Origin of the sequence: Aeromonas sp. A35_P (genome assembly GCF_002259925.1) — a bacterium.
GTDB classification, from domain to species: Bacteria; Pseudomonadota; Gammaproteobacteria; order Enterobacterales; family Aeromonadaceae; genus Aeromonas; species Aeromonas dhakensis.
In genome coordinates, this window is the sequence record NZ_NEVB01000029.1 from 1 (window position 1) to 12301 (window position 12301).

Below are 12301 nucleotides of genomic sequence, written 5' to 3' on the forward strand. Positions count from 1 at the left end.
GCCCCATTAATTCAGCAATCCTGCACATTGAACAATAACGGACGCAGCAGGCGCCAACGAAAAGGCCCGCCGAAGAGGCGGGCCTTTTACAGTGCGACTGGGCGCTTACTTGCTGCCGGTGCCGGAGTTGCGGGTCGAGGCTTGCGGCTTGCGACGAGCCGTGGTGGCGCGGGCGCGCGGCTCCTTGCCCTGCATCTCCTTGTGACGCTTGACGGCGCGACGGATCTGGGCGGCCTGCTTGTGGCGGCTGGCCTTGCCATCCTGCTGCAGATCGACCTTGGACTCGGTCTCCGGCGGCAGGTTGACCAGGCCGCGCAGGTAGTTCACCTCGGGCAGTTTCAGCTCCTGCCAGCCGCCGCGCGGGATGCCGCGATCCAGCTTGACGTCGCCATAGCGAATACGCATCAGGCGGCTCACCTGCACTTCCTGGGACTCCCACAGGCGGCGCACTTCACGGTTGCGCCCCTCGGTCAGGGTAACGTTGAACCATTGGTTCAGACCTTCACCGCCGGCCGGCTTGATCTTGTTGAACTTGGCCATGCCGTCTTCCAGCTGCACGCCCTTGCGCAGGCGCTGCAGCATGGCTTCGGTGATCTCGCCAAACACGCGCACTGCGTATTCCCGCTCCACTTCGTGGCTCGGGTGCATCAGCCGGTTGGCCAGCTCACCGTCGGTGGTGAACAGCAGCAGACCTGAGGTGTTGACGTCGAGGCGGCCGACCGCTATCCAGCGAGCCCCTTCCATCTTGGGCAGACGATCAAACACGGTGGGGCGACCTTCCGGATCGTGACGGGTACACATCTCCCCTTCCGGCTTGTGGTAAGCCAGCACGCGGCAGATCACTTCCTCTGCGGCGCGGGTCTTGACCTGGTGACCATCCACCCGGATCACGGCGTTCACTTCGACGCGATCCCCCAGCGTGGCGACCTTGCCATCCACACTGACCCGACCTGCGGTGATCAGGGCCTCCATCTCACGACGGGAGCCGTGACCCGCGCGGGCCAACACTTTTTGCAGTTTTTCACTCATCGGGGTTACCTGATTGTTGATCGCTGCCCGCCTCTGACAACGTCAGCGTGGACAACGAGGGTTGCAGTTCGGGATCAAGCTCGGGGAGCTGCTCCAGACTCTGCAGATTAAAATAATCCAGAAATTCTCGGGTGGTGGCGAGCAGCTCCGGGCGACCCACCACCTCCTTGTGACCTATGCTGCGCACCCAGCCACGTTCTTTCAGGGTATTCACTATCTGGCTCGAGACCGCCACCCCACGGATGGCTTCGATCTCGGCCCGGGTGATGGGCTGACGATAGGCGATCAACGTCAGCGTCTCCATCACGGCGCGCGAATAGCGCGGGGCCCGCTCGCTCCAGAGCCGCGAGAGCTCCTCGGCGTAATCCTGGCGGGCCTGAAAGCGCCAGCCGGAGGCGACCTCCTTGAGCTCCACCCCCCGCTCGCTGTAATCCTGTTTGAGCTCCGCCAGCAGCAGCTGCACGTAACGGCTGGTGACCGGGTAGTCCGCCAGCACGCTGCTCTTGAGCTCGCTGACGTTGAGCGGGCGCCCGGCAACGAACAGCGCCGCTTCGATCAGCGTCTTGAGTCGTTCAGCCGGCAGCGCCATGGTCCGCTCCTCGCATTATCGGCCGCAGCCGTTCAGTGGGCAGCGCCACGCTCGCTCTCCTCATGCTGGTCGGCCAGGGCAAAGTGAATGGGCCCCAGGGGTTCCGCCTGCAGGATCCAGATCAGCTGCTCCTTGCAGAGCTCCAGCAAGGCCAGAAACGTCACCAGTACCCCCATGCGCCCCTCTTCGGCGCGCAGCACCTGCTCCAGGCGCAGGGTCTGGCCCAGCGAGAGCATGGCGAGGATCTCCGCCATGCGCACCCGGGTTGGGATCTGCTCGCGGCGGATCTGGTGATGTTCAAAATGAGTCGCGCGTTTTACCACACTTTGCATGTAAAGGGCGAGCTCAACCAGCGAAACATCGGGCGCCAGTGGTTTGAGATCGCCAAAATCCGGCGCCATGGCGCTGGCGACAAAGATCTCCCGCTCCAGCCGCGGCAACTCGTTGACCCGCTCAGCCCCCACCTTGTAGCGCTCGTACTCCTGCAACCGGCGGATGAGGGTGACGCGGGGGTCTTCCCCCTCCTCTTCATCCTCCAGCTCAGGCGCCTTGGGCAGCAGCATGCGGGATTTGATCTCCGCCAACCAGGCCGCCATCAGCAGGTACTCGGCTGCCAGCTCCAGATTGAGGCCCTGCATCAGCTCCACGTACTCCATGTACTGGGCGGTGATCTGCAGGATCGGCAGGTTGAGGATGTCGAGCTGCTGACGCCGAATGAGGTAGAGCAAGAGATCGAGCGGCCCCTCGAAGGTATCGAGAAACACCTCCAGCGCATCGGGTGGGATAAACAAATCCTGGGGCAGCTCATGGTAGGGCTGCCCCAGCACCCGGGCGATAGGAGAGAGCGCCGACGGTGCCCCCTCGCCAGCCCCTGCGGGCGGCTGGGCGGCCGTCATGGCGACCGGTTCGACCGTATCACTCAAACGGGGTCGGATCCCCGGCACCGCGCCGACGCAGCACGGGTTCATCGTCGGAGAAGTCCACCACTGTGGTGGGCTGCTCGCCCAGATAACCGCCGTTGACCACCAGATCCAGCTGTTTGCCCAGCTTGTCGAAGATCTCCTCCGGGTCAAACTCCGCCATGTCAGATTCCGGCAGGATCAGGGTGGTGGAGAGCAGCGGCTCGCCGAGGGCCTCCAGCAGCGCCTGGGCAATCTTGTTGTCCGGTACCCGGATGCCGATGCTCTTCTTCTTCTCGTTCATCAGGCGGCGCGGCACCTCCTTGGTGGCCTTGAAGATGAAGGTGTAGGGGCCGGGGGTGTTGTTCTTGATCAGGCGAAACGCACTGTTGTCCACCTTGGCATAGGTGGAAATCTCGGAGAGATCGCGGCACACCAGGGTGAAGTCGTGGTTGGGATCGATGCGGCGGATGCGGCAGATGCGCTCCAGCGCGCCCTTGTCACCCATCTGGCAACCCAGCGCATAACCCGAATCGGTGGGATAGACGATGACGCCGCCATTCTGGATGATCTGCACCGCCTGGCTGATCAGGCGGGCCTGGGGGTTTTCCGGGTGTACGTAAAAGTGCTGACTCATGACTCGTTCTCGCAATGGGGGCAGCAATCTCTGCCCGCTTGATGGCCGCGAAGCCGGGCTTCACGACACTACCTTACTCTGTTTGGCGCCCGTTGGCGCCCTTCAACGGCTGGCCAGCAGGGTGGCGTGCTGCTCGGCGTTCAGCCCGAAGTGACCGGGATACGCCAACCATACCGGCATCCCCTCCTTGGGCAACCAGAGGTGGCGACCCAGTTCGGTCCAGTTGGAGGGGAAGTGAAAATCCGACCCCACCGAGATATAGAGGTCGTGCTCTTTGGCCCACTGGCCGAGATTCGCCCGCTCCTGGGGGCTCTGCTGGGGCAGCGAGACCTCCATGGCATCGCCACCGGCCGCCTTGAAGGCCACCAGCAGCCGCTTGATCCACTTGGCGGTGAGATCGTAGCGGCTCGGGTGGGCCAGCACAGCCAGGCCACCGGCGCCGTGAATGGCGCTGATCGCCTCACCCATCTCGGGCCACTCGGCCGGCACATAGCCCTTGTTGCCCCGGCTCAGGTACTTTTTGAATACCTTCTGCATGTTGTCGGCCACCCCGCGCGCCACCAGCACCCGGGCAAAGTGGGCCCGGGTCACGGCCGCGTCGCCAGCAAGCTGTTTGGCCTCTTCATAGGTGCCAGGAATGAGACACTTCTCCAGACGACGCCCTATTTCCTGGGCGCGTGCTTCGCGACGAGCCTGTTGGCCGACCAGAAAATCGGTGAGCGCCACATTTTTTTCATCCACCCCCAGCGCCACGATATGGATCTCGTGATGCTCCCAGCCGGTGGAGATCTCGACCCCGCTCACCAGCCGCAGCGGCAGTTGCTCGTTCTCGATGGTGCGGCGCACCTCATCAAGCCCAGCAAGGGTGTCGTGGTCAGTAACTGCTAACACCTCGACCTGTTTTTCGGCGGCGCGGCGCACCAGTTCGGCGGGGCTCAGCACCCCATCCGAGGCCGTGGTATGGCAGTGTAGATCGAATCTCATCAGATTATTCCGCTCTCGTGGTCAGGTCACCATGGGTACACATTCGGTGAAAGAAGGCTAAAAAGCGACTTGACTTGGCCGCGGCTTTATCGTTTTCTGTAGGCACTTCATTGCAAACATCTTTTTACAGGACTTTATCATGCAAACGACTTCCATCCTGACCATCTGGTGGTGGCACACTCCCTGACATGCGGGCGTGTGGTCGTTGCTGTACCTGTAAATCTGACAGCAAATAAAGAACCCAAAGAAAAAGCCCGCTGACCCCAGCGGGCTTTTTTATTATCCGGCAAATGGACCTGTGATGAAACCGAGAATTCAGACAAGCAAGCTGACCTGGCGATGGCGCCCCTGAACCAGCCACCCCGGACCCATTAAATTTTCAAGGAATTCAACGTCATGAACATCGGTAAACAGCATCACACGCGAGGGAACGCACTATGACAGCCAGCCATCGCCTTCCTCTGGGTGAATTCGATACCCTCACCCTCAACGCCCCCTATGTGGCCGATCCGCTGGCACTCTACAGCCAGCTCTGCCAGGGTCGCCCCAACAACCTGCTGCTGGAATCGGTGGAGATCGACTCCAAGGCGGGCAAACAGAGCCTGCTACTGGTGGACGCCTGCCTGCGCATCGAATGCCGTGGTCGCACCGTGCGGGTGCGCAGCCTCAACGACAACGGCGCCCAGCTGCAGAGCCTGCTGGCCGAGCGCCTGCCCGCCGCCGTTACCCAGAGCATGGTGGCCGGCGAGCTGCAGCTCGACTTCCCGACCTCTGATCGGGAGCAGGACGAAGACAGCCGTCTCAAGGGGATCAGCGTGCTGGACGTGCTGCGCACCCTGCAGCGGGAGCTTGATTGCCAGCTCGGCCCTCTTGACGCTAGCGCGAACAGCGAGGCGCTCTTTATGGCCGGCAGCTTCGCCTACGACCTCATCGCCTCCTTTGAAGATCTGCCCGAGGTACCGGAGGGGAGCAACGACTGCCCCGACTACTGCTTCTACGTGGCCGAGACCCTGATCACCATCGACCACATCGCGCGCTCCACTGCGCTGCTCGCCTGCATCTTCGGCGGCGACAGCGACGAGAGCCGGGTGGAAGACAGATACCACCGCCTGAGCGAGCGTCTCGCCCAGTTCAAGCACGCCTGCCAGCAAGCCCCTGCACAGGCCCCGGCCACCCCGGCCCTCGCCGGCGGCATGAGCGTGGACAAGAGCGACAAGCAGTTCTGCGCCGAGGTGGAGAAACTCAAGGGCTTTATCCGCCGTGGCGACATCTTCCAGGTGGTACCGTCCCGCTGCTTCTCCCTGCCCTGCCCCAGCCCCATCGCCGCCTATCGCCGCCTCAAGCAGACCAACCCCAGCCCCTACATGTTCTACGTGCAGGACGAGGGCTTTACCCTGTTTGGCGCCTCGCCGGAGAGCGCGGTGAAATTCTGCGCCACCAGCCGCGATGTCGAGATGTACCCCATCGCCGGCACCCGCCGCCGCGGCTTCAACCCCGATGGCAGCATCAACCGGGATCTGGACGGCCGCATCGAGCTGGAACTGCGTCAGGATGAAAAAGAGGTGGCCGAACACCTGATGCTGGTGGATCTGGGCCGCAACGACATCGCCCGCATCTCGGAGCCCGGCACCCGCTACGTCAAGGAGCTGCTGAAAGTAGATCGCTATAGCCACGTGATGCATCTGGTCTCCAAGGTGGTCGGCACCTTGCGCTCTGACCTTGACGCCCTGCACGCCTATCAGGCCTGCATGAACATGGGCACCCTCACCGGCGCACCCAAGATCCGCGCCAGCGAGCTTATTCGCATGGTGGAAGGCAAGCGCCGCGGCAGCTACGGCGGCGCGGTCGGCTACATCAACGGCGCCGGCGAGATGGATACCTGCATCGTGATCCGCTCCGCTTTCGTGAAAGAGGGCGTGGCCCATGTGCAAGCCGGTGCCGGGGTGGTCTATGACTCCAAGCCGCAAGCCGAAGCGGACGAAACCCGCGCCAAGGCGGCCGCCGTGCTGGCCGCCATCGCTGCCAGCCATGGCACCTCCCTGCAAGCCCTGAGCGCCCAGCAGGAGCAACATAAGGACGTGAGCCAATGAGTACCGGATCAACAGCCACTAATATCTTCCTGCTCGACAACTTCGACTCGTTTACCTACAACCTCGTCGACCAGTTCCGCTCCCTCGGCTATCCGGTGCGGATCTACCGCAACAGCCTGCCGGCCAGCCGCATCATGAGCGAGATCGCCGCCTGCGAAGGGGATGCCGTACTGGTGCTCTCACCGGGCCCGGGCGCCCCCCATGAGGCGGGTTGCCTGATTGACCTCATCAAGCTGGCCCGCGGTCAGGTACCCATCCTCGGCATCTGTCTCGGCCATCAGGCTCTGTGCGAAGCCTACGGCGGCACCGTCGGCGCGGCAGGCGAGATCGTCCACGGCAAGCGCTCCCTGATTGAGCACAACGGCCACGGCGCCTTCGCTGGGCTGCAAAGCCCCTTGCCGGTGGCCCGCTACCACTCGCTGGTGGCCACCTATGTACCGGAAGAGCTGACGGTGATTGCCCACTATCAGGGCATGCCCATGGCCATCGAGCAGCAGGATGAGCGGGTGCTGGGCTTCCAGTTCCACCCGGAATCCATCATGACCTCGGAAGGGGCCCGTCTGCTGACCCAGGCGCTCGCCCATATCACCCGTCCAGAAAGCATTTTTTCGACACGCGGCGCGCGGTAAGGAGACCAACATGCATCATCATCTCAACACCCTCTATCAGGGTCAGTCTCTGAGCCGTGAAAGTACCCGCGACGCCTTCGGCCAGGTGGTACGTGGCGAAGTGGATCCCATCGTGCTCGCCAGTCTCTTGACCGCCCTCAAGATCAAGGGGGAGACCCCGGAGGAGATCGCCGGCGCCGCCGAGGCCTTGCTGGCTGAAGCGCGCGACTTCCCGCGTCCGGATTACGAGTTCTGCGACATCGTCGGCACCGGGGGCGATGGCCTCAACACCATCAACGTCTCCACCACCTCGGCGCTGGTCGCTGCCGCCTGCGGCCTGAAAGTGGCCAAGCACGGCAACCGCTCGGTCTCGAGCAAGTCGGGTTCGAGCGATCTGCTGGACAAAATGGGCATCAAGCTCGACATGAGCCCGGCGCAGGCGCGCCGCTGCCTGGACGAGCTCGGCATCTGCTTCCTGTTCGCCCCCCAGTATCACGCCGGCGTGCGCCACGCCATGCCGGTGCGCCAGGCCCTCAGGACCCGCACCCTGTTCAACGTGCTGGGGCCGCTCATCAACCCGGCTCGCCCCACCTATCAGCTGATGGGGGTCTATGCTCCCGAGCTGGTGCGCCCCATCGCAGAAACCCTGCTGGCACTGGGGCTGAAAACCGGTATGGTGGTGCACGGCGCCGGCCTTGACGAGATTGCCATCCACGGCCCGACCCAGGTAGCCCAGATCCGTGACGGCGAGATCCGCGAGTTTTTGTTAACCCCGGCTGACTTTGGCCTGGAGACCTACCCGGTCAGCGCCATTCAGGGCGGGGAGCCTGAAGAGAACCGCGCCATCACCGCCGCCATTCTGGAAGGGCGTGGCACCCCGGCCCACAACGCAGCCATTGCCGCCAACGTGGCACCGCTGCTGCTGATGGCGGGCAAGGCGACCGATCTCAAGAGTGCGGCGGCCGAGGTGCTGGCGGTGCTGGCAAGCGGCAAGACGGCGGAGCTCGCCGCCCGGCTCGCCACCTTGAGTCATCAGGAGGCATGATGTCAGCCACGACTCTGCACAGCAGTCATTCAGAACGCCCGCAGGGCAAGAGCCAGTTTCGCAAGGATAACGAGATGTCAGACCTTATTGCCCCCCATGCTTTTCTGAACATGGCCTCCATCAGCCAGACCATTCTCGGCAAGATCGTGGCGGCCAAGCAGGAGTGGGTTGCCGCCCGCAAGCTGGCCCAGCCGCTGGAGAGCTTCCAGAGCACGCTGACCCCCAGCGATCGGGATTTCGTAGGCGCCCTCAAGGCGGGCTCCACCCGCTTTATTCTGGAGTGCAAGAAGGCCTCCCCCTCCAAGGGCTTGATCCGCGACGATTTCAGCCCGGAGGCCATCGCCGACATCTATGGCAAATACGCCACCGCCATCTCGGTGCTGACCGACGAGAAGTTCTTTCAGGGGGATTTTGCTTATCTAAGCCGGGTGCGCAGCCGCGTCAGCCAGCCGGTGCTCTGCAAGGATTTCATGATTGACCCCTATCAGGTCTATCTGGCCCGTCACTATCAGGCGGACGCCATCCTGCTGATGCTCTCGGTGCTCACCGACGAGGGCTATCGCGCCCTGTTCGCGGTCGCCAAAGAGCTGGGCCTTGGCGTGCTCACCGAGGTGAGCAACGAGGAGGAGCTGACCCGCGCCATCGCGCTGGGGGCGCCGGTCATTGGCATCAACAACCGGGATCTGCGCGACTTGAGCGTCGATCTCAACCGCACCAAACAGCTGGCTAAAGATATTCCGAGCGATCGGGTGGTGATCAGCGAGTCCGGCATCAACCACCGCGCCCAGGTGGCGGATCTGCGCCACCACGCCAAGGGCTTCCTGGTGGGCTCATCCCTGATGGCCGAGCCGGATCTGGAGGCGGCGGTGCGCAAGCTGGTACTGGGCCAGAACAAGGTGTGTGGCCTCACCCGCGCCGAGGACGCCGCCGCCGCCCATCAGGCGGGCGCGGTATTTGGCGGCCTGATCTTCGTGGCCAAAAGCCCGCGCTATGTGGACATTCCCGCCGCTCGCGCCGTGATGGCGGGCGCGCCGTTCTCTTACGTCGGGGTATTTCGCAACGCCCAGCCCGCCACCATAGTCAAGACGGTGGAGGCGCTGGGGCTCGCCGCAGTGCAGCTGCACGGGGATGAGGATGCCGCCTATATCGAGGGACTGCGCGCGCTGCTGCCGGCTGGCTGCCAAATCTGGAAGGCAGTCGGCGTCTCTCTTGACAAGGAAAGTGGCGAGCCGCTGCCCGCCCTCGACTATCCGGCCGATCGGCTGCTGCTGGATACCAAAGTGGGCAGCCAGAGTGGCGGTACCGGTCAGGCGTTCGACTGGGCCCTGCTGGCCCATCTCGATAAAGCCAAGTTGATGCTGGCGGGGGGCCTCAACCCCGACAACGCCCTGCAAGCCGCGCAAGTGGGCTGCCTCGGCCTTGATTTCAACTCCGGGGTGGAGAGTGCCCCGGGCCAGAAGGATGCGTACAAGATTGCAGCCGCCTTCGGCGCCCTGCGCAACCTGTAAGCGCGCCCTGTGAGGCCGCCACTGAATCACTGTTTCGTAATTGATGTTCCGTTTTCGACTCAAGGTATAAGGAAGAAACCATGACCCTGCTCAACCCGTTTTTTGGTGAATTTGGCGGCATGTACGTGCCCCAGATCCTCATCCCCGCCCTGCTCCAGCTGGAGAAGGCCTTTGTCGATGCCAAGGATGATCCGGCCTTTATCGCCGAGTTTCAGACCCTGCTGACCGAGTATGCCGGTCGCCCGACCCCGCTCACCCTGACTCGCAATCTGACCAAGGGCACCAAGACCCGCCTCTATCTGAAGCGTGAAGACCTGCTGCACGGCGGCGCCCACAAGACCAACCAGGTGCTGGGTCAGGCGCTGCTGGCCAAGCGGATGGGCAAGAAAGAGATCATCGCCGAGACCGGTGCCGGTCAGCACGGTGTGGCCACTGCGCTGGCCTGCGCCCTGCTCGGCCTCAAGTGCCGGGTCTACATGGGTGCCAAGGATTGCGAGCGTCAGAAGCCCAACGTCTTTCGCATGAAGCTGATGGGCGCCACCGTGATCCCGGTGCACTCCGGTTCCAGCACCCTGAAAGATGCCTGCAACGAGGCGCTGCGCGACTGGGCCGCCAACTATGAAACCGCCCATTACCTGCTAGGTACCGCCGCCGGCCCGCACCCCTTCCCCACCATCGTGCGGGAGTTCCAGAAGATGATCGGCGAAGAGGCCAAGGCCCAGTGCTTCGAGAAAGAAGAACGCTTGCCCGATGCGGTGATCGCCTGCGTCGGCGGCGGGTCGAATGCCATCGGCATGTTTGCCGACTTTATCGATGAGCCGTCGGTGCGCCTTATCGGCGTCGAGCCGGGTGGTCACGGCATCGAGAGCGGCGAGCACGGTGCGCCGCTCGGTCACGGCAGCAAGGGGGTCTTCTTTGGCATGCACTCCTACCTGATGCAGGACACTCAGGGCCAAATCCAGGAGTCCTACTCCGTCTCGGCAGGGCTGGACTTCCCCTCTGTCGGCCCGCAGCACGCCCATCTGGCCGCCATCGGCCGCGCCGAGTACCCCTCGGTGACCGACAAGGAGGCGCTGGACGCCTTTCAGGAGCTGGCCAAATCCGAAGGCATCATACCGGCGTTGGAGTCCTCCCACGCGCTGGCCCATGCCCTCAAGATGGCCCGCAGTGAACCGGAAAAAGAGCAGGTGCTCATCGTCAACCTCTCCGGCCGTGGCGACAAAGATATCTTCACCGTGGCCGACATTTTCGAGAAAGAAGGAACCTTGTCATGAACCGTTACGCACAACTCTTCTCCCGTCTGGACGCGGCCAATCAGGGCGCCTTCGTACCGTTCGTGATGCTGGGTGACCCCACCCCTGAATTGTCGCTGGCCATCGTCGATGCGCTGGTCGCAGGAGGCGCCGATGCCCTCGAACTCGGCATTCCCTTCTCCGATCCGGTAGCGGACGGCCCCACCATTCAAGGCGCCGCTCTGCGCGCCTTTGCCAGCCACACCACCCCGGACGACTGCTTCGAGCTGCTCGGCCGCATCCGCGCCAAGTACCCGCAGCTGCCCATTGGCCTCTTGGTCTACGCCAACCTAGTCTATGTGCGCAAAATTGACGGCTTCTACGAGAAGTGCCAGCAGGCAGGCGTGGATTCAGTGCTGGTGGCCGACGTGCCGGTGCAGATGTGCGCCCCCTACAAGGCGGCCGCCGACAAGTTCGGCATCGACAGCATCTTTATCGCCCCGCCCAATGGCGACGCCGAGACCCTGAAACAGGTGGCGGAGCTGGGCTCCGGTTACACCTATCTGGTGAGCCGCGCCGGCGTCACCGGTGCCGAGACCAAGGCCGGCATGCCGGTTGAGGGGCTGATCAACACCCTGCGCGAGTTCAACGCCCCCCCCGCCCTGCTCGGCTTTGGCATCAGCGAGCCAGCTCAGGTACGTGAGGCCATCGCCGCTGGCGCCGCCGGCGCCATCTCCGGCTCCGCCGTGGTGAAGATCATCGAGACCCACCACCAGAATCCGGAGCATATGCTGACCCGCTTGAAGGAGTTTGTGGAAGGCATGAAGGCCGCGACCAATCGATAAGGGGCGGCATGGGTCACATGCCATTAGCCGTAGTGATCCGGCTGCGTATCTACCTTGCGCATAGCAGCCATCGTTGCATCACCGTATCAAAGGGAGCCTGACCGACTCCCTTTCTTTTTATCGCTTCTCCCCGCTTGCAGCGCTGGGCATGTTGCCCCCTATCCCTCCGGGAGAGGGCTGGGGTGATGGCAGCTTTACATTCTCTGCCAAATGAGTTGCTCTCCAACCGATAACTAATTTATTGATCCAACACAGATTCCCGCCAAAACATGCTTCTCAACGCCCAACCCTAGCCATTAAGATAGCCAAACGACAATCCATCTCTCAGGAGATCGCCATGGAAGCGATTGTTGCTATCGCGCTGGTGACAAGCAGTAAGCTGGGGGCTGAAACTCAGGGGCGGTAGCCTTGCCTGCACTCGCCATCGCCGACACCTAATTGTTTCTTTAAAAGCCGTGAGGGTAACTTTATCGGAGGAGGGACCATCAAACACATTCAGATGCCATAGGTAGGTTGGTCTGGCAATGTTATGATTTATTTCTACCTGATTACCCATGATTAGCAGTCACCCCGAACTATACTGATCTTATGCACAGTTATCGAGGAGCGAGATCATGGCCAAAAGCAAAGTCCAATTCCAGAAAGGCTACAGCCTGTTTGAGCTTCTCAAGGACTATGGCACTGAAGCTCAGTGCGAAAACGCGTTGTTCACTTGGCGTTTTCCTCACGGCTTTGTCTGCCCTGAATGTGCCAACAAGACCTGTTGTCACCTGAAAAGTCGGCCACGCGTGCTGCAATGCAATCACTGCCATCACCAGATGTCATTGACTGGGAA

General features: G+C 62.5%; 12 protein-coding genes. 7 read left to right on the forward strand and 5 right to left on the reverse strand.

The features are described from left to right. Window positions 1-105 precede the first annotated feature (105 nt). The 5 genes from rluB to rnm form a co-directional block, all read right to left on the reverse strand. Window positions 106-1029: a 23S rRNA pseudouridine(2605) synthase RluB gene (gene rluB / locus CAK78_RS02605; protein WP_005302885.1), complete on the reverse strand. Its 924-nt coding sequence runs from the start codon at window positions 1027-1029 to the stop codon at window positions 106-108. Further along, on the reverse strand, window positions 1022-1618 hold the full coding sequence (gene scpB, locus CAK78_RS02610; protein ID WP_094696274.1) for an SMC-Scp complex subunit ScpB: 597 nt from the start codon (window positions 1616-1618) through the stop codon (window positions 1022-1024). Before scpB ends, rluB begins: the two co-directional genes overlap by 8 nt. A gap of 32 nt (window positions 1619-1650) precedes the next feature. Continuing rightward, entirely contained in the window at window positions 1651-2586 is a 936-nt protein-coding gene (locus CAK78_RS02615; protein ID WP_094696275.1) for a segregation and condensation protein A, read from the reverse strand. Beyond that, window positions 2534-3154 carry an L-threonylcarbamoyladenylate synthase gene (locus CAK78_RS02620; protein ID WP_005302891.1) on the reverse strand — a complete coding sequence of 207 codons (621 nt, stop codon included), beginning with the start codon at window positions 3152-3154 and terminating at the stop codon, window positions 2534-2536. The genes CAK78_RS02615 and CAK78_RS02620 overlap by 53 nt, the downstream gene beginning before the upstream one ends. Window positions 3155-3256: 102 nt before the next feature. Next, window positions 3257-4138 carry an RNase RNM gene (gene rnm, locus CAK78_RS02625; protein WP_094696276.1) on the reverse strand — a complete coding sequence of 294 codons (882 nt, stop codon included), beginning with the start codon at window positions 4136-4138 and terminating at the stop codon, window positions 3257-3259. A gap of 437 nt (window positions 4139-4575) precedes the next feature. Here rnm and CAK78_RS02630 point away from each other — a divergent pair, with 437 nt between their 5' ends. The 7 genes from CAK78_RS02630 to CAK78_RS02660 all read left to right on the forward strand — a co-directional run. After that, window positions 4576-6228, forward strand: a complete 1653-nt coding sequence (locus CAK78_RS02630; protein WP_094696277.1) for an anthranilate synthase component 1 — start codon at window positions 4576-4578, stop codon at window positions 6226-6228. Beyond that, window positions 6225-6857 (forward strand): aminodeoxychorismate/anthranilate synthase component II, encoded by a 633-nt coding sequence (locus CAK78_RS02635; RefSeq protein WP_094696278.1) that lies wholly within the window; start codon window positions 6225-6227, stop codon window positions 6855-6857. The genes CAK78_RS02630 and CAK78_RS02635 overlap by 4 nt, the downstream gene beginning before the upstream one ends. 10 nt (window positions 6858-6867) lie before the next feature. After that, window positions 6868-7881: an anthranilate phosphoribosyltransferase gene (gene trpD, locus CAK78_RS02640; RefSeq protein ID WP_094696279.1), complete on the forward strand. Its 1014-nt coding sequence runs from the start codon at window positions 6868-6870 to the stop codon at window positions 7879-7881. Beyond that, entirely contained in the window at window positions 7881-9389 is a 1509-nt protein-coding gene (gene trpCF / locus CAK78_RS02645) for a bifunctional indole-3-glycerol-phosphate synthase TrpC/phosphoribosylanthranilate isomerase TrpF (protein WP_176452642.1), read from the forward strand. Before trpD ends, trpCF begins: the two co-directional genes overlap by 1 nt. Window positions 9390-9469: 80 nt before the next feature. After that, a complete protein-coding gene (gene trpB, locus CAK78_RS02650; RefSeq protein ID WP_094696280.1) occupies window positions 9470-10663 on the forward strand; it encodes a tryptophan synthase subunit beta in 1194 nt (397 codons plus the stop codon). After that, window positions 10660-11466 carry a tryptophan synthase subunit alpha gene (gene trpA, locus CAK78_RS02655; protein WP_094696281.1) on the forward strand — a complete coding sequence of 269 codons (807 nt, stop codon included), beginning with the start codon at window positions 10660-10662 and terminating at the stop codon, window positions 11464-11466. Before trpB ends, trpA begins: the two co-directional genes overlap by 4 nt. A 614-nt stretch (window positions 11467-12080) precedes the next feature. Then, window positions 12081-12301, forward strand: a 221-nt coding sequence (locus tag CAK78_RS02660; RefSeq protein WP_141214107.1) for a transposase, incomplete at its 3' end; no start/stop codon positions are given.